At 61.8% G+C, this 18,406-nt stretch carries 14 protein-coding genes and 3 pseudogenes; 11 read left to right on the plus strand and 6 right to left on the minus strand.

Annotated elements, in window-relative coordinates:
- Positions 1-66: 66 nt before the first annotated feature.
- Positions 67-369, plus strand: a pseudogene (locus V2B31_RS05200) (transposase); the annotation flags it as partial.
- Between the two features lie 58 nt (positions 370-427).
- Here the strand turns inward: V2B31_RS05200 and V2B31_RS05205 are convergent.
- The 4 genes and pseudogenes from V2B31_RS05205 to V2B31_RS05220 all read right to left on the minus strand — a co-directional run.
- Positions 428-643 (minus strand): annotated as a pseudogene (locus V2B31_RS05205) (transposase); the annotation flags it as partial.
- Positions 644-1,393: 750 nt separating this feature from the next.
- Positions 1,394-2,503 (minus strand): annotated as a pseudogene (locus tag V2B31_RS05210) (IS110 family transposase).
- A 218-nt stretch (positions 2,504-2,721) separates the two neighbouring features.
- Positions 2,722-4,653, minus strand: a complete 1,932-nt coding sequence (locus V2B31_RS05215; protein WP_328276081.1) for an AMP-binding protein — start codon at positions 4,651-4,653, stop codon at positions 2,722-2,724.
- A complete protein-coding gene (locus V2B31_RS05220) occupies positions 4,650-5,543 on the minus strand; it encodes a DMT family transporter (protein WP_229742782.1) in 894 nt (297 codons plus the stop codon). Before V2B31_RS05220 ends, V2B31_RS05215 begins: the two co-directional genes overlap by 4 nt.
- Positions 5,544-5,738: 195 nt before the next feature.
- Here V2B31_RS05220 and V2B31_RS05225 point away from each other — a divergent pair, with 195 nt between their 5' ends.
- The 10 genes from V2B31_RS05225 (at position 5,739) to V2B31_RS05270 (ending at position 16,875) form a co-directional block, all read left to right on the plus strand.
- The gene (locus V2B31_RS05225) at positions 5,739-7,103 is read left to right on the plus strand and encodes an aromatic ring-hydroxylating dioxygenase subunit alpha (protein ID WP_130030188.1); all 1,365 of its coding nucleotides are present in this window, start codon (positions 5,739-5,741) and stop codon (positions 7,101-7,103) included.
- Between the two features lie 41 nt (positions 7,104-7,144).
- A complete protein-coding gene (locus V2B31_RS05230) occupies positions 7,145-7,669 on the plus strand; it encodes an aromatic-ring-hydroxylating dioxygenase subunit beta (protein WP_130030187.1) in 525 nt (174 codons plus the stop codon).
- Between the two features lie 36 nt (positions 7,670-7,705).
- Positions 7,706-8,803: an NAD(P)-dependent alcohol dehydrogenase gene (locus V2B31_RS05235; protein ID WP_130030186.1), complete on the plus strand. Its 1,098-nt coding sequence runs from the start codon at positions 7,706-7,708 to the stop codon at positions 8,801-8,803.
- 106 nt (positions 8,804-8,909) lie between these two features.
- A complete protein-coding gene (gene ppdK / locus V2B31_RS05240; protein WP_328276087.1) occupies positions 8,910-11,576 on the plus strand; it encodes a pyruvate, phosphate dikinase in 2,667 nt (888 codons plus the stop codon).
- 51 nt (positions 11,577-11,627) lie between these two features.
- On the plus strand, positions 11,628-12,590 hold the full coding sequence (locus V2B31_RS05245; RefSeq protein WP_328276089.1) for a dihydrodipicolinate synthase family protein: 963 nt from the start codon (positions 11,628-11,630) through the stop codon (positions 12,588-12,590).
- 20 nt (positions 12,591-12,610) lie between these two features.
- Positions 12,611-13,624 carry a ketopantoate reductase family protein gene (locus V2B31_RS05250; RefSeq protein WP_013834072.1) on the plus strand — a complete coding sequence of 338 codons (1,014 nt, stop codon included), beginning with the start codon at positions 12,611-12,613 and terminating at the stop codon, positions 13,622-13,624.
- 22 nt (positions 13,625-13,646) lie between these two features.
- Positions 13,647-14,714 carry a tartrate dehydrogenase gene (locus tag V2B31_RS05255; RefSeq protein ID WP_013834073.1) on the plus strand — a complete coding sequence of 356 codons (1,068 nt, stop codon included), beginning with the start codon at positions 13,647-13,649 and terminating at the stop codon, positions 14,712-14,714.
- On the plus strand, positions 14,711-16,075 hold the full coding sequence (locus V2B31_RS05260; RefSeq protein WP_328276093.1) for an LLM class flavin-dependent oxidoreductase: 1,365 nt from the start codon (positions 14,711-14,713) through the stop codon (positions 16,073-16,075). Before V2B31_RS05255 ends, V2B31_RS05260 begins: the two co-directional genes overlap by 4 nt.
- A 54-nt stretch (positions 16,076-16,129) precedes the next feature.
- Complete coding sequence (locus tag V2B31_RS05265) at positions 16,130-16,417, plus strand: DUF1330 domain-containing protein (RefSeq protein ID WP_013834075.1); 288 nt, start codon at positions 16,130-16,132, stop codon at positions 16,415-16,417.
- A gap of 26 nt (positions 16,418-16,443) precedes the next feature.
- Positions 16,444-16,875: a BphX family protein gene (locus V2B31_RS05270; protein WP_025551201.1), complete on the plus strand. Its 432-nt coding sequence runs from the start codon at positions 16,444-16,446 to the stop codon at positions 16,873-16,875.
- A 38-nt stretch (positions 16,876-16,913) separates the two neighbouring features.
- On the opposite strand, the gene V2B31_RS05275 is transcribed toward V2B31_RS05270, so the two are convergent.
- Both V2B31_RS05275 and V2B31_RS05280 read right to left on the minus strand, forming a co-directional pair.
- The gene (locus tag V2B31_RS05275) at positions 16,914-17,624 is read right to left on the minus strand and encodes a recombinase family protein (protein WP_328276096.1); all 711 of its coding nucleotides are present in this window, start codon (positions 17,622-17,624) and stop codon (positions 16,914-16,916) included.
- Entirely contained in the window at positions 17,621-18,388 is a 768-nt protein-coding gene (locus V2B31_RS05280; RefSeq protein WP_328276098.1) for a hypothetical protein, read from the minus strand. Before V2B31_RS05280 ends, V2B31_RS05275 begins: the two co-directional genes overlap by 4 nt.
- Positions 18,389-18,406 lie beyond the last annotated feature (18 nt).

Genomic DNA, 18,406 nt, shown 5'->3' on the forward strand with positions numbered 1-18,406 from the left:
CTGAGAGGGTGGCCACCGTCGATCTTCTGGTAGGGTTCGGATGCGAACTCGAACCTGGAGAAGACGATGACCGATGACAGAATGGCCCTTGTCGAGCTGATTGAGCAAGGGGCTGATAGCGATTTGGTGGGTGAGATGCTGGCATTCGCCGCAGAGCGCATGATGGATCTGGAGATCGAGGCTAAGACGGGCGTGCCTTGCGGATCACGCAGCCCGGAACGGCTGAACCACCGCAACGGCTACCGCGAGCGCGGTTGGGATACGCGAGCTGGCCGGATTGATCTGGCGATCCCGAAGCTTCGAAAAGGCAGTTACTTCCCAAGCCTCCTGGAGCCACGCCGCACCGCCGAGAAGGCCTTGGCGGCAGTTGCCGCGCGACAAACAGGATGAGAGGCCTCTCATCCAGATCGTCGCGCTATAGGGTACGACGACATCCGTTGGCAAGAAAACCGTAATGACGGATGCGATGGAAGCGGTCGGGCAGAGTGTGGAGCAGGAACCGGCGGATAAACTCGTCTGCGGTCAAAGCCATATGCTTTTGGGCATTGCCATGCCGATAGTCGCGCCAACGGAAGGTGACGGTAGCATCGACCATGCTGACGAGACGGCTGTTCGCGATAGCGACACGGTGGGTGTAGCCGGAACGGTCGCATCTCGAAACGCGGAGATAGGTTCACGCGGAAATGCCTATTTGAGGCGGCGAACGCGATCGTCTGTCGGGACCTTGGTGGCCCACGCTTACGCAACTGGTCCAAAGCTATCGCCGAAAGGACAGGAACCCGAAAAGCCAAGGTGGCTCTGGCGCGGAAACTTGCTGTAACATTGCATGCGATGTGGCGCACTAACACGCCCTTCCGGGAGCCAGCGATGGCATAGATCGCAACCGAAACGACACTGATCATCAGCACAACGGAATGCGTCCAGCCGGGACGCGCGGCGAGGGTGAGATCGCTCCCGGGTTAGCGGCAATGACCGCGCACACCACTTCGATCCCCCGAACTGGAACGCAAACATGCGGCACCCGACGCGGTGACCGCGGAGAGAACCCAAGAGCCCGGCACGCAGGATGGATCGCTGAGAAATCAGCACTTGACCTTGGCGATTAGAGAACCCCTCGGGACACGATTTCCGCTCGCAATGGCGGCGAGGGTTTGTAGCGCTGCGCATGGTAGGAAGCGGCGGCGTTGGACGACGGTTGATCAGACTGTGATGCGCGGGTTGGATACCGCAAGACCGCGTATTCGTCTCGGGCCTGCCTCTGTCTCAAGTCGGGCGTCGGTTTTGACCGGCCACAGAATCACATCGAGGAATGCCCTACCGTGCCGCCGCTTCCATTGATGAGCAGCGCAGAGTGTGTGTTAGTGCAGATGCTCCTTTTGCTGCTGCGGGTTAATTAGACTGGTTGTTTGAGGCTAGTCGCTATGGCCCATACGAAGGCGGCCAGTTCGCGGGCGATGGCGACGTTGACGACGTTTGCCGATTTGCCGGCGCGGGTCATACGGCGATGACGAGCACAGAGCCTGACCTGCGCCTTCCAGGCGATATCGCGGATCGACTGGTCGAGCCCCTGATTGCGTTTGAGTATGGTCTCTCCGATCCGCGCCGGGAGTCTGTAAGTCCAGGCACTCTCGACCAGCATGCGTCGCGCACGAGTATTCCCGGCCTTGGTGATGTTTCCACGCGCGGTTTTGGCGCCGGAAGAATGCTCGCAAGGCACCAGGCCGAGGTAGGCCATCAACTGGCGGGGGTTGGCGAAACGGTGGAAATCGCCAATCTCGGCCACGATGGTGATCGCCGCGATCAGGGCAATCCCACGCAAGGCCTGGATAACAGTCACGACCGGCGCCAATGACCACGACGGCACCAATGCCTCCATCTGCCGGGCAAGCCGATCCCGGCGGGCCTCGGCTTCATCAACGACCTGGACCATCTCCTCGAAAGCAATCTGGCGGGCAGGATGTTCGAAGCCTTGGGCTGCCAGCCATCGGCGATGCTTTCCGGTCCAGTGATTGCCGGCGCTGTATATCCGGCTTTGGCGCAGCAAAAAGCCCAGCACCTGCTGGCGGGTCCGGCGCAATCCCTGCATCGCCATCTGGCGGGCCCGGCACAAGTCCCGCATGGCCTCATGAGCTTCGTCCAGCACCTACACTGCGGTCAGTTCGCCGGAACGAAACAGCGCGGCAATAGCGGTGGCGTCGCGACGATCGGTCTTTACCCGATCGCCGGGACGTGTCGGAATGAGTGAAGGAGCAACGACAACGCACTCGTGGCCGAGCTGCGTGATCTGGCGATGAAGGCCGTAGCCGCACGGCCCCGCCACGTAGCAGAATGACAAACGGGCATGACGTGCCGCCAGCTTGGCAACCATCTTCGCCACTGCTGTAGGATCACTGGATATCTCACCGATGTAGCGGACCTCCCCGCGCCGACCTGCCTCCGCGACCGATACCGCTATCGTCTTTTTGTGCGTGTCCATCGCTACATATGTCGTAGAATATTCCATGGCTCGTCTCCCATGCATGAGGATAGGACCTGATCTTTGGTCAACCCTCGATACTGCATGCCGGGGACGAGCTACCAACCGCGAACATAGCGTCTCAAATACTTATGGGTAATCGCAAGCCTCACCGGATGGCTACGATCATAACAAAACCCGATCGTACACCATTACGAGAGCGTTCTGACGCTGCCTCTAATCGGTCAAAACGCTCATGATGCGGATCAATCACTTACCCGCTTCAGCGAATGAGGGTCGTTAAATCCCGCTTCTTCCGCAAAAACCGCCGCAAGCTTGGCTGGCGTTTCCGGCTCGTCAATTGTCGCGGGGATATCGAAGGGTTCGCGGTTAACGATCTTACGGAGCAGGCTACGCAAGATCTTGCCAGAACGGGTCTTGGGCAATTGTTCGACGACCAGAACTGCCTTCAGCGCCGCGATAGCCCCCAGTTCGCTGCGCACGGAAAGGACTGAGCGCTCGACAAGGCTCTTGTCCGTCGCATAGCCGGCTTGCGGGGTGACGAAGGCAACCGGCACCATGCCTTTGAGGTCATCGTGCGCACCGACAACGGCGCATTCGGCGACCCCCGGCTGTCGAGCCACGATTTCTTCCATCTGTCCGGTCGAAAGTCGATGACCAGCGATGTTGATGATGTCGTCGGTTCGCCCCATGATGTGCACGAAGCCGTCCCTGTCGCGGAAGCCTGCATCACCGGTTTCGTAGTACCCAGGGAATGTCTCGAAATTCCGGACGAACGTCGCGTCATTGTTCCACAGCGAACGGAAGGTGCCGGGCGGCAGCGGGGTTTCGATAACGACATTGCCGCTTGCCCCGTCGGGCAGAGCAAGTCCATCGTCATCGAGGATGGCGAACTGGTAACCAGGCACCGGAAAGCCAGCGCTGCCAGGCTTGCGGCGCAGGTCCCCCATCGCGAAGCATGAAGCGATGGCCGGCCAGCCAAGCTCGGTCTGCCACCAGTGATCGATCACCGGCAAACCGCTTAACCGCTCCAGCCACGCGATCGTTTCCGGGTCCGCGCGTTCTCCGGCCAGAAACACCGCGCGGCACGCTCCGGTGCCAATCTCCTTCAGGAACCGGGCATCGGGATCTTCCTTGCGGATCGCCCGGATGGCGGTCGGCGCAGTGAAGAAACTCTTGACTTTATGCCGCACGATGGTTCGCCAAAAGGTGCCGGGATCGGGTGTGCCGACGGGCTTGCCTTCGAACAGTACGGTCGTGGCCCCAACTAGCAGCGGGCCATAGACGATGTAGCTATGCCCCACCACCCAACCGACGTCCGAGGCTGCCCAAAACGTGTCCCCTGCCCCGATGCCGTAAATGTTGGCCATCGACCAGGCCAGGGCCACGGCGTGTCCGCCATTGTCGCGCACCACCCCTTTGGGCGTTCCGGTGGTGCCCGAGGTGTAGAGGATGTAGAGCGGCTCGCCGGAGGCGAGAGGAACGCACGGAGGCGCCGGCTGATCCGCGGTCCGGCGCTGCAGATCGTGCCAGTCAATGTCTCGGACGGGCATCAAGTCCGCGGTTAGCTGTTCGCGCTGGACCAGGACGACATGCTCGACCGAGTGGGCGGCAAGGACCAGCGCTTCGTCGACCAACGGCTTGTAGGCAATGGTGCGGCTGCCCTCGATTCCGCACGAAGCGGTGAGCACCAGTTTGGGGGTGGCATCGTCGATCCGCTTGGCCAGTTCGGGTGGGGCGAACCCGCCGAACACAACGGAATGGATCACACCGAGCCGCGCGCAAGCCAGCATCGCGAAAACCGTCTCGGGGATCATCGGCATGTAGAGTATTACCCGATCCCCCTTTTCCGCGCCGAGGCTCGCCAGCATCGCCGCCGTACGTTCGGTTTCGTACAGCAGTTCGCGGTAGGTGTAATGGCGGATGGTTCCGGTTACCGGGCTGTCATAGGCAAGCGCCAGCGCATCGCCGCGTCCGGCCTGGACATGCCGGTCGAGGCAATTGTGGCACGTGTTCAGCATGCCATCGGGAAACCAACCCATGCTTGGGTTATGGGCGCGCAGCGGGTTCGCGACCCAATCGATCGCCTTTGCGGCCTCGCTCCAGAATTGGTCTGGGCGGTCTGCGGCGTACCGCACCGCGTCCGCGTAAGCCACCGCCTCGGTATCTTCAATCATAATTCCCGCTCTCCCCTGTTTTCCGTCTGGCCTGCTGCTGCTCGGCGCGATACGAATATCGCGGCCAAGACAATGGCCGCTCCGACCATGTGATAGGTTTCAAGTCTCTCTCCCAACAGCAGCACCGCCAAGAAAACACCGAACACCGTGGGGAGATTCATGTAGACGCCGGCTCTTACTGAACCGATCAGGATTACCGCACGGTTGAAGAAGGCATAGGCAATCAGCGAAGGAAAGATGCCTACATAGAGCACCGCGCCAATCACTTCAATTTGTGGCTTGGCGACCCCGCCATCGGCCAGGCTCACCAGGTAAGGTACAGCCAGCGTTCCCATGCCGACCGCGAACAGCACAGCGAGCAGAGTGATGTGGTGTATGGCGGGCACCTTGCGCAAGAACGTCGCGTAGGCCGAGTACAGGAAGACCCCGGTCAGGGCGAGCAAGTCGCCATGGTTGAGTCCGCCAAGATGCAACGCGAAAGGCTGCCCTCTGGTCACGATCCAGACGACTCCGGTAAGAGACAGCGCCGCACTGGAAACCAGCAGCGGTCTGATCCGCTCCCCGAACAGAATGCTCGGCATGACCAAGGTCATGATCGGCATGGTCGATTGCAGCAGCAGGCTGTTGGTGGCTGTGGTGAGTTGCAGGCTCCAGTAAACGATGAAGGCGAACACCCCCACGCCGAACACGCCCAGCACCGCCAGCAGGCGCCAGGAATCGCGCAGGACCCGACGATCGGCCACGACGTGCCGCCAGGCAAAGGGCAGAACGAATAGCAACGCGACCACCCAACGCCAAAAGGCCAGCGCCAGAGGAGAAAGCAAGTCGCGCGCCGCCCGGCCCACGATGGGGTTCAGCGCCCAGAATAGCGAAGCGAGAGAAAGCAGCAAGACTGGTGAGCTCCATACGTAACGAAGGGCCTGCCGCCATCCAGAAGAACCATTGCCAGTACCCATCAGAACGAACGGTCCGTCACTCTCAATCCCACTTGCGTGGCATCGGCTTTTTGCATATCGTACATCGCATTGCCCTTAGTGTACGAATCTGCAGACGACAACCGCAGTTCGTGAAAACCGGAGAGAGCCATGAGCGGCGACACCACACTCGTAGACACAGTGAATGCCAGCCAATCCCGTAAGGTGTTTTGGGACAAAGATGTTTACGCTCTTGAAATAGAGCGGATTTTTTCACGCGCATGGCTGATGCTCGGCCACGAGTCGCTTGTGCCCAAGCCGGGCGATTTCATCACCACCTACATGGCCGAAGATAAGGTCATCCTCTCGCATCAAAGCGACGGGACCTTCCGCGCCTTCATCAACTCTTGCAGCCATCGCGGCAACCAGATCTGTCACGCCGACAGCGGAAATGCCAAGGCGTTCGTCTGCAACTATCATGGCTGGGTGTTCGGACAGGATGGATCGCTGGTCGATGTCCCGCTCGAATCGCGTTGCTACCACAACAGCCTCGATAAGGATGCGTTGGCGGCAAAGTCGGTTAGGGTCGAAACCTATAAGGGTTTCATTTTCGGTTGCCACGATCCCGAAGCGCCCAGCTTGGAGGACTATCTGGGTGAGTTCCGCTACTACCTCGATACCATCTGGGAGGGCGCCGGCGGCGGAATGGAATTGCTTGGCCCTCCGATGAAGAGCCTGCTCCAGTGCAACTGGAAGGTACCGACCGAGAACTTCATCGGCGACGGTTATCACGTCGGCTGGACACATGCCGCCGCGCTCGGCCAGATCGGCGGCGAGCTGGCAGGCCTTTCGGGCAATCGCGCGGACATTCCCTTCGACGATCTTGGGCTGCAGTTCACGACCCGTCATGGCCACGGCTTCGGGGTGATCGACAACGCAGCGGCCGCAATCCACGTCAAGCGCGAGGGCTGGACCAAATATCTCGAGGACACGCGCGGCGAAGTGCGCCGCAAGTTCGGCCCGGAGCGCGAACGGCTCTATATGGGGCATTGGAACTGCTCGATCTTCCCCAACTGCTCGTTCCTCTACGGGACCAACACCTTCAAGATTTGGCATCCGCGCGGACCGCATGAAATCGAGGTGTGGACCTATACCATGGTGCCGCGTGATGCCGATCCAGCTACCAAGAGCATGATACAGCGCGAAGCAATCCGCACCTTCGGCACCGCCGGAACGCTGGAAAGCGATGACGGCGAAAACATGTCTTCGGCAACCTACATGAACCGTGGCGTGATCACGCGCGATGGCAGAATGAACTCCACGATGGGTGCCGGCTACGAAGGACCGCATCCGGTCTATCCCGGTATCGTCGGAATCAGCTTCATCGGTGAAACCTCCTACCGGGGCTTCTACCGGTTCTGGAAGGAAATGATCGATGCCCCTGATTGGGCGAGCGTGAAAGCAAATGACGACACTTGGGATTCGGTCTTCCCGAACCGCAATTTCTGGACTGAAAAGCTCGACGCCGCCGAGTGACCGCAAACGCCGATACAAATATCGAGAATTACGGAGAGAACATGTCGTCCGAACAAGTACCGGTGACGCCGGATGTGCACTATGCCGTCGAGGCGCATTATCGCGCCGAGGTCAGACTTTTGCAGACCGGGCAATACCGGGAATGGCTGCACGGAATGGTCGCCGAAGACATCCATTACTGGATGCCGATCTACGAACAGCGCTTCGCAAGGGATCGGCGCCCGGACCCGACGCCGGACGATGCGGCAATCTACAACGACGATTTCGGAGAGCTCAAGCAGCGCGTCGAGCGGCTTTATTCAGGCCAGGTCTGGATGGAGGATCCGCCATCCAAGATCCGGTACTTCGTTTCGAATGTCGAAGCTTTCGAAGCCGGCAACGGTGAACTGGACGTCCTGTCGAACATCCTTGTCTACCGCAACCGCCGCCAGACCGAGGTCACGGTCCATACGTTGGGGCGCGAGGACAAGCTGCGCCGGGACGGCAATGGCTTCAAGGTCTTCCGGCGCAAACTGATCCTCGATGCGAGAGTCACGCAAGACAAGAATCTCTATTTCTTTTGCTGATAACGCGCGATTTGGCGCAAAACCGGGAGAAAATGCATGGAAGCCTACGCCGCGATCATCGAACGCCAAGGCGGGGAATTCGTCCTCGATAACGTATCGATTGAGGACCCCCGCGATGGTGAGGTGCTCGTAAAGGTTGCCGCGGCGGGCATGTGCCACACCGACCTGACTGTCCGCGACCAGTACTATCCGACCCCGCTGCCGGCTGTGCTCGGCCACGAGGGCGCGGGCGTTGTCGAAAAGGTCGGACGCGGCGTTTCCACTGTCAAGCCAGGTGACAAGGTGGTCCTGTCGTTCAGCTACTGCGGCACCTGCCCGTCATGCCTCAAGGGGCATCAGGCCTATTGCCCCAGCCTGTTCCCGCTCAATTTCATGGGCCGCAGGCTCGACGGATCGACCCCGATCACGCGCAACGGCGAGGACGTGAACGCCTGCTTCTTCGGCCAGTCCTCGTTCGCGACCTATTCGATCGCGAGCGAGAACAATTGCGTCAAGGTTGCCGACGACGCGCAGATCGAATTGCTCGGCCCGCTGGGCTGCGGCATCCAGACCGGGGCGGGCGTAGTCCTCAATTCGCTGCAGCCGGCTCCGGGTTCCTCGATCGCCATCTTCGGCGTCGGCTCGGTCGGTCTCAGCGCGCTGATGGCCGCCAAGTCGTCGGGCTGTCTCAAGATCATCGCGGTCGATCGCAATCCCGCCCGACTCGAAGTCGCGCGCGAACTCGGCGCAACCGATGTCATCGATGCCTCGACCACAAATGCCCAGGAAGCGATTGTCGCGATGACGGGCGGCGGCGCGGACTATGCGATTGATACGACCGCGATCCCGCAAGTCCTGCGTTCGGCGGTCGAAAGCACCCACAACATGGGGGAAACCGCAGTCGTGGGCGGCGCCAAGCTGGGCACCGAATTTTCGCTTGATATGAACAACATCCTGTTCGGTCGCAAGCTGCGCGGGGTAGTGGAAGGCTCCAGCACGCCGCAGGTGTTCATCCCGCAGCTGATCGCGATGCAGAAGGCCGGCCTGTTCCCATTCGAGAAGCTCTGCTCGTTCTACGATTTCGATCAGATCAACCAGGCTGTCGAAGACACCGAAAAAACTGGCAGCGCGATCAAGGCCATCCTCCGGATGTAAGGACCGTGTTCGCCAGCCGCCTTGCCGCCCGTGTGGCGGCAAGGCGCGGCATGCCCGGGGACATGTTTGGCAAGAGCGGCACATTCCGCGGGGAAACTAGCAGCAAATGAAAACCGTCTACACGTTCGGCCCCGGCATTGCCCATGATGACTCGCGCGCCCGCGACAAGGCGGTAGTGGGCGGCAAAGGCGCCAATCTCGGCGAGATGGCGCGGATCGGGTTGCCTGTCCCACCCGGCTTCACCATCACAACCGAAGAATGCCTTCATTTCCTGCGCGATCGCCACAGCCAGTCCGCGCGCCTCGATGGCGAAGTCAGGTCGGCGCTGACCCATATCGAGCGCACGGTGGGCAAGAGGTTCGGCGATCGGCACGATCCCTTGCTGGTATCGGTTCGTTCCGGCGCCCGGGTCTCGATGCCGGGCATGATGGACACGATCCTCAACCTGGGCCTCAACGACCAAACGGTGCGTGGCTTGGCTGCTTCGTCTGGCGACGAGCGGTTTGCCTGGGACAGCTATCGCCGCTTCGTCCAGATGTACGCAAGCGTTGTGCTCGGGATCGATCACGCGCGGTTCGAGGACGCGCTGGAAAAGGCCAAGGAAGATCGCGGCGTCTCGCAGGACGTGGACCTGAGCGCCACCGATCTTCGTGACTTGATCGGCGAGTTCTTCGGCATCGTCGAGGCCGAACGCGGCGCTCCCTTTCCGCAGGACGTCGACGAGCAGCTTGCTTCCGCAATCGCTGCTGTATTCGAATCCTGGGAATCCGATCGCGCCAAGGTCTATCGCCGCCTCAACGGCATCCCTGGCGAATGGGGAACGGCGGTCAACGTCCAGGCGATGGTATTCGGCAATCTCGGCGAAACCAGCGCGACGGGCGTCGCCTTCACCCGCAATCCGGCAACCGGGGACAAGGCCTATTACGGAGAATGGCTGGTCAACGCCCAGGGCGAGGATGTGGTCGCCGGGATCCGGACGCCGCAATATCTGACGCTCGCAGCCCGCACGGCCGCCGGTGCCAAGCTGCCGTCGATGGAAGAGGCGCTGCCCGCGGTCTTCACGGAGCTCGCCCGCCTGTTCGAGCTGCTCGAGCTGCACTATCAGGACATGCAGGACATCGAATTCACGGTCGAGCGCGGCAAGCTCTATATCCTGCAGACCCGCTCCGGAAAGCGCACGGCCAAAGCCGCGCTGAAGATCGCCGTCGATATGGTCGAGGAAGGCCTGATCGCCGAGGAAGCGGCGATCAGGCGGATCGATCCGGCCTCGCTCGATCAGCTTCTGCATCCCACGCTCGATCCCGACGCGCCACGGACCCTGCTGGGATCGGGGCTTCCGGCTTCGCCGGGGGCTGCATCGGGCGCGGTCGTGTTCGACGCCGATACGGCTGCGGTGCGCGCCGAACTGGGGGAAAACGTCATCCTGGTCCGGCAGGAAACTTCGCCGGACGACATCCATGGCATGCATGTCGCTCGCGGAATTCTGACTGCCAAGGGCGGCATGACCAGCCATGCGGCGGTCGTCGCGCGGGGCATGGGGCGCCCTTGCGTCTCGGGGGCGTCCAGCCTGTCGATCGATTACCAGGCGCGATCAGCGGAGATTGGTGGCGTGCACATCGCCGAAGGTGACCTGATCACTATCGATGGCAGCACCGGCGAGATTTTCCAGGGCGCCCTGCCAACCGTGATGCCTGAGCTTGACCGCGAATTTGCGACGGTGATGGCCTGGGCCGATCGGCATCGCCGCATGAATGTGCGCACCAATGCCGAAACCCCGGTCGATTGCGAAGTCGCCCGCCAGTTCGGAGCGGAAGGCATCGGTCTGTGCCGCACCGAACACATGTTTTTCGACGGCGAACGCATCAACTTCATGCGCCAGATGATCCTGGCCGCGAATGTGGCTGAGCGGCTCGTCGCGCTCGATCGGTTGTTGCCCGAACAGCGTAGCGATTTCGCCCGGATTTTCGAGATCATGCAGGGGCTTCCCGTCACGGTGCGGCTGCTCGATCCCCCACTCCATGAGTTTCTTCCCCATTCCGAATCGGAATTCACCGAGCTGTCCGCCGCCGTCGGCATCGGCGTGGATCAGCTCAGACGCCGGGCCGAGGAATTAGCCGAGTCCAATCCGATGCTCGGCCACCGCGGCTGCCGCCTGGGCGTGGTCTATCCGGAAATCTACGAGATGCAGGCCCGCGCAATCTTCGAAGCGGCCTGCGCGGTGAGCCGGGAGACCGGCCAACCGGTCGTGCCGGAAATCATGATCCCCCTTGTCGGCACGGCCCGCGAACTCGACATGCTCAAGCAGACTGTGATCCGGGTGTCGGAAGCGGTCTTCGCGGAGCAGGCATTGACGGTTGAATTCACCGTCGGGACCATGATCGAATTGCCCCGCGCCGCGCTGGTGGCGGACGAAATCGCTAAGGTTGGCGAGTTTTTCTCGTTCGGCACCAACGATCTTACCCAGACCACGCTGGGCATCAGCCGGGACGATGCCGGACGGTTTCTTGGCAGCTACATAGACAAGGGCATCTTTGCCACCGACCCATTCGTCAGCATCGATGTCGAAGGGGTCGGCAAGCTGATTGCGATGGCCGCCCGTCTGGGCCGCGAGGCCCGCCCCGACATCAAGCTGGGGATCTGCGGCGAACACGGCGGCGATCCGGCCTCGATCGCGTTCTGCCACAGGGTCGGCCTCGATTATGTCAGCGCTTCCCCGTTCCGAGTTCCCATAGCGCGCCTCGCCGCTGCCCAATCGGCACTGGCCGCTACCTAGCGCGGAACCCGGCCAAGAGCTTAACAAGTCAAAGGGTGGAGGAGAAGAACCATGGACTATGATCGCAAGGACGCCAAGAAATGGGCCACCGAGACAGTCCGGGGGTTTTACCAGTGTCCGATCACCCCGATGACCGCGGACCACAAGTTCGACATCGACGGAATCCGCTACAACATCGACAAATATGTCGAAATGGGCCTTGATGGCCTGGTGGTCGGCGGCTTCATTGCCGAATGCTGGAACGTCACTCCGTCCGAATGGATGCGCTATCACGAGATCGTCGCCGAGGCCAACGCCGGGCGGCTCGATCTCTGGACGATCATCCTCGACCCGTCGGTCCACCTCGCGCTCGAAAAGATGCAGTTCGTCGAGAAGCTGGGTTTCAACGGCGCCGAGGTCATCAATCCCGTCGTCCAGCTTCGCACTGACGACGAGATTTTCGCCTGGTTCAAGTATCTGACCGATCGCAGCAACATGGCGGTCTGCCTCTACCGCACGCCGGTTTCGGGCACGGTGCTGAGCTGGAACCTGATGCGCCGCCTGGCCGATCTCGAGACCGTGATCGGGGTCAAGCAGGGTGCGCTTAACCGCGCCGAGACGATCAAGATCCGCAGCCTGATGCCCGAAGGCTTCAACACCATGGAGCCGTTCGAATATTTCTTCCTCGAAGACCTCCGGCTGGGCGGGACGGTGTGCTGGGGCGAACTGTCGTTCATGCTCTATGGCAAAAAGCGCCACCTCGCGCGCGACTATATCAACCTCGCCAACCAGGGCAAATGGGAAGAGGCCCGCACCAAGTGGGAAGGCCTGCACGATGTCCGCGAATATTACCATGACCAGTTTGTCTGGGATATTGCGCGCACCGCGACCTATGCTTCGGCACTGGCGAACATCAAGGCGTGGTATGAGGCGATCGGCCTCAAGGCCGGCCCGATCCTGCCGCCGGTTGCCGACGTGACCCCGCAGAAGAAGGAAGAGATCAGAGCCAAGCTCATCGAGCTCGGCATCGCCTGATCGAACGCGGGACATCGGCAATGACGAAACAATTGCATTTCTGCATCCACGGCGCAGGCGGTCTTGGTTCCGTTGTCGGCGGCTTCCTGGCCCGCGGCGGACACAAGGTAACGCTGATTGCGCGCAAACCCCATGTCGAGGCAATCCGTCAGGGCGGTCTGCAAATCGAAGGGGTGCGTGCACAGTTCGTGCAGCGCGACAACCTGTTCGCGGTCGAGACCCCGGCTGAGGTCGAGGACGCGATCGACTATTACATCTTGCTGACCAAGGCGAAGGGCACCGATCAGGCGCTGGCCGATGCGACAGTGCTGGTTGACCGGACAGCCTGCGCCCTCACCTTGCAGAACGGGGTTGGCAAGGAAGGCCGGCTGCAGGCCGCGTTCGGCAAGGACAAGGTGATCGGCGGGTCGATCATGGACGGCGCAACCCTGCTCGAACCCGGCCGCGCGCTCAACCACATGGCCGTCCCGGTAACCGCCTATTTCGGTGAACTGGGAGGCGGGGAAAGCGATCGCACCCGGACCATGGCCGAGGCGCTCGACTCAGCCGGGATGGGGTCCCGCTCGACTGCCGACATCACCCATGTCCATTGGGAAAAACTGGTCCAGGTCGGAAGTGCTTCATCGTGGAGCGCCAGCACCCTGGGCGGCATCAAAGAGCTCGATTTCATCGACGGTGTGGCGGTACGCGAAGGCGCGGCCCAGTATGTCCTGATCGTCAAGGACCTGCTGGCGATCTACAATGCGCTGGGGTACGAACCGCAAAATTTCTTCGCGCCCGTCTCACGGCTCGTCGAGATCAACGGAGAAAGCTTCGACGAAGCGCTCGCCGGGGTGATGGCCATGGTCGGCCGGTTCAAGCCGGAGAATCGCCCGGTGCGGACCTCGATGCACGATGACCTGGTGGCAGGACGGCGCATGGAGGTCGACGAAATTCTGGGACCGCTCGCCGAGGCCGCCGAACGCCTCGGCGTCGATGCGCCGACATTCCTGGGGGCTTACCGGGTCCTCAAGACCCTGAACACCTACCTTTGACCTTTCGGCACGGGAAGCCCGCTTGAACCGCTATACCATAGCCAATATTCCCGGCGACGGCATCGGCCGCGAGGTTCTGCCCGCCGGGGTGCAGGTCTTGTCGGCGGTCGCGCAGCGATGCGGCTTCGCGCTCGAGTTTCGCGACTTCGACTGGAGCTGCGAAACCTATCTCGCCACCGGGAAAATGATGCCCGATGACGGGCTCACCCGGCTTGCCGATCATGACGCAATCTTCCTTGGCGCGGTCGGTTACCCGGGGGTGCCCGATCACGTCTCGCTGTGGGGCCTGCTGCTGCCGATCCGGCGCGAATTCGATCAATATGTCAATCTCCGACCGGTGCGGTTGCTGCCCGGCATTCGCTCGCCGCTGCGCGACAAGAGCACCGGCGATATCGACTTCTGGGTGGTGCGGGAAAATTCGGAAGGCGAATATTCCCAGATCGGCGGCCGCACCGGCACCGGCGAGGATGAAATCGTCATCCAGCAGGCAGTATTCACCCGCCGCGGCACCGACCGGATCCTGCGTTACGCCTTCGATTTCGCGCGCAAGCTTGGCCGGCCGCATGTCACCTCGGCCACCAAGTCGAACGGGCTCTACCATTCGATGCCGTTCTGGGACGAGCGTTTCGCGGCGATCGGCGCGGAATATCCCGGGATCGCCACCGACCAGTACCATATCGACATTCTGGCCGCCCGCTTCGTGATGTCACCCGAACGGTTCGACGTGGTGGTCGGATCCAATCTGTTCGGCGACATCCTGTCCGATCTCGGTCCCGGCGTAACCGGGACGATAGCGGTCGCGCCGTCGGCCAATCTCAATCCGTCGCGGCGCTATCCGTCGATGTTCGAACCGGTGCACGGATCGGCTCCGGACATTGCCGGCCAGGGCATTGCCAATCCGATCGGACAGATCTGGTCGGGGGCGATGATGCTCGACCATCTGGGAGAAGCGGAAGCCGCAGCGATGGTGCTGGCCGCGATCGAAGCGGTCCTGCGCGATCCGCAAGCAGTCCTGACCCCCGATCTGGGCGGCAACGGCAGTACAGCGGTCCTGACCCGCCAAATATTGGAAAAGCTGCAGGGAAGGTGATCCCCGGCAGTCTTCGCGAGCCTGAAGGAACAAAACGCATGAGCCTGCAACGTCAGCTTCACCTCGGCGCGTTCATGCGGCCGGTCAGCATCCATACCGGCGCCTGGCGCTACCCCGGGGCAATCCCGGATGCGAATTTCAACTTCGCCGCGATCCGGCAATTCGCGCGCAAGCTGGAAGCAGGCAAGTTCGACGCCTTTTTCATGGCTGATCATCTCGGGGTCCTGAACATGCCGGTCGAGGCGCTGCGGCGCAGCCACACCGTCACCTCGTTCGAACCCTTCACCCTGCTGTCGGCGCTGGCTGGCGCCACCGAACGGATCGGGCTGGTCGCCACTGCCTCCACCACCTTCGACGAACCCTTTCACGTCGCGCGCCGCTTTGCCTCGCTCGATCACCTCAGCGGCGGGCGGGCCGGCTGGAACGTCGTCACCACGTCCAACCCCGAGAGCGCCAAGAATTTCGGGTTCGAGGTGCAGCCCGATCATTCCGGCCGCTACGGGCGCGCCCGCGAATTCTACGACGTCGTGACTGGCCTGTGGGACAGCTTCGCGGAAGACGCCTTCGTCTGCGATGCGGAAAGCGGCATCTATTTCAATCCCGCGCGGATGCACGTGCTCGATCACAAGGGCCCGCATTTCTCCGTTCGCGGGCCGCTCAACATTGCCCGCCCTCCGCAAGGCTGGCCGGTCATCTTCCAGGCCGGTGCGTCGGATCCTGGACGCCAACTTGCCGCCGAAACCGCCGAAGTCGTCTTTGCCGCCGGTTCGAATCTTGCCGCCGCCAAGAGCTTTTATTCCGATGTGAAAGGGCGGATGATCCCGATCGGACGCAATCCCGATCATCTCAAGATCCTGCCCGCCGCGCTCGTCGTTGTCGGCGACACGGTCGAGCAGGCCAAGGCCAAGCGCGCTCACCTGGACAGCCTGGTTCACTATGAAAGCGGGATTCACTCGCTGTGCGGCATGCTCGATCACGATGTTTCGGGGTTCGACCCCGATGGCCCCCTCCCCGAAATACCCGATACCAACGCCAGCAAGACCTCTCGTGAAATGCTGGTCACGCAAGCCCGACAGTACAACCTCACCATCCGCCAGCTCGCCGCGAAAGCCGGCAGCTATGCCGGGCTCGCCTTCGTCGGCACTCCGGCTTCGATCGCCGACGAGATGGAGCAATGGCTGGAGGAGCGCGGTTCGGACGGGTTCGTCGTGATGTTCCCCTATCTGCCGGAGGGGCTCGACGATTTCGTCGATCGGGTCGTGCCCGAATTGCAGCGCCGGGGCATTTTCCGCAAGGACTACCAAGGCACGACCCTGCGCGATCATTTCGGGTTGCCGCGCCCCGGCAATCGATTCTTTTGACGCGGCGAACCGAAAGCCGCAGACCAGACCGCTAACGACACGGAGGGAACAACCATGGCCGCCTATTTCATCGCTTCCGTCACCTCGCACGACGATGGCTGGGTTGCGGACTACCAAGCCAATGTTCCGCCGATGGTTGCGCGGTTCGGCGGCGAACTGATCTGCCGCTCCAACCAGTTCGAACGCTTCGAAGGCGAAGGCGCGGCGCCGCACTATACGGTGATCATCCGCTTCCCTGCGATGGCGGATGTCCAAGCGTTCATGGCCTGCCCCGACTATGCGCCGTTCAAGGTTGCACGGATCGCCGGCGCAACGTCCGACATTTTCGCGGTCGCCGACTGACCGGCGCAGCCTTTGGAGATCGAACCATGCAAAGCCTGCGCATCTTCTTCATCGCCAGCGGAATCTGGTACCTGTGCAATCTGGTCCTGCTCTGGCCGCCGGTCTATGCAGGGGCCCTGTCCCTGATCTATCCGGGAATCGATCTGGGCCAGGGCCAGCCGGTGTTCGATCTGCTGCTCGATGCCTGGCTGATCGTCGGGATACAGCTGGCCGCGATCGGTATCGTCGCCCTGTGGGGCGCGCGGCAGCCGTGGAAATACATCGCGCTGGTCCCGGTGATCGTGCTAACCGAAGCGGTCGGCGCGGCATGGGACATCTACAGCCTGTTGTGCAGCGGCGAGGCGGAATGGGTCGTCTTCACAACGCTGGCGGCTCATGCTGTGATCGTACTCGGAGCCTGGTACACCTGGACTGCGGCGCACCGGGAAAAGGCGCAACAAGGCGCAGTGACCTCATAGGTTGAAAAACGGCCAAGGCGAAGAACGGACGCGGAACGTTATGGAGTTCGCGCGGCGTCTTTGACGGCGAAGTTGTTGACGATGCGACTGATGGTGGCGCGATGGACGCGGAAGAGGCGGGCGATATCGGCTGTCGATCTGCCAGCGGTGAGCATGGTGATGACCTCGGTCTGTTGGTGGGGCGAGAGCTTGGGTTGTCGGCCGCCACTGCGCCCCTGGGCACGCGCCGAGCGCAGGCCAGCCTGCGTTCGTTCGCGCACCATGGCGCGCTCGAACTCGGCGAACGAGCCCAGCATTTGCATCATCATGCGACCGGATGCCGTTGTGCTGTCGATATTTTCGGTCAGCGAGCGGAATCCGGCGCCGGCCTTTTCGACGCGGTCGAGGATAAGCAGCAGATCTTTCAGCGACCGCGACAGCCGGTCAAGTTTCCAGGCTGCGAGAACATCACCGGGCTCGAGACGGTCGAGCAGTCGGTGGAGTTCCGGTCGATCCCAGCGGCCGCCCGAGGCATGTTCTTCGTAGACCCGGGTGCAGCCCGCGGCTTCGAGTGCTTCGATCTGCGGGGCGGTATCCTGGTCTTCGGCCTTGGACACGCGAGCATAGCCGAGCAGCTTGGGTGATGCTGCATTTATCTGTTGCTTTTGCATGTCGTTTGGCAACAGCTTTGTGCGACGAATAGCGCGTTGTTTTTGCTGGACCGGTCTGGATGCTGCGCAAACGACCGTTTGCGCGCGTTCGTTCCTCATGACTGGCATCCGCGATGTCGCGGCTTCAGCCCCGTGCTTCTTTCGGCCAGCCAGTCGATGGCGCCCGGGATGGCACGCCAGGCGGCGCCGTTTTCCTCGACATAAGCGGTCGCCTCATCCTCTCCGCCCATACTGATGTAGCCGTCGCGAGAAGGAACGAGGCGTTTGAGGCCGGCCAACATGGCAGGCACATGCGAGTTGCTCTCCCAGGCTTCCCGGACAATCGCCGGACCGCGCGGGTCCTGTTCGCGATAGGCTATCAGCGCCAGCGTGTAGGCCCAGGCGGCACTTCCATCTCCTTCATACTGGCGCAGTAGCACCTTCAGCCCAGCGAGATCGTCGCGCTGGAGCAAGGCGCTTGCCAGCAGGTAGCGGATGCCCTGATTGTCATTGGGATTGAGGATCAGCATCGCGCGATAATGGTCGATCGCCGCCTGCTGCTCGCCCGTGCGCCATAATGTCATCGCCAGTCCTGCTCGCGCCCGCATATAGGGTCTGGTCTGCAGGAACCCCCAGAAGTGGCCAGACAGTTCCTCGAATTCATTGCCGAGCGCGCGCTCGCCTGCCTCCACGCCTTGACGGTAAAGGGCTAGTGCGTCCGGTTGGGATCGCGCGTCTTCCTCCGCAAGCAGGACATAGGCGTCCGCGCATAGCGGAGAGATGTCGAGTGCGGCCCTGGCGAGAGCGACACGCGCGGCACCGCTCGCTTCCCACGCATCGTACATCATGTCAACGGGCACTGAAGATTCCGCAAAAGTGGGCATCTAAAATTCCCTAGTTTG

This window comes from Sphingobium sp. (assembly GCF_036170395.1).
Taxonomy (GTDB): domain Bacteria; phylum Pseudomonadota; class Alphaproteobacteria; order Sphingomonadales; family Sphingomonadaceae; genus Sphingobium.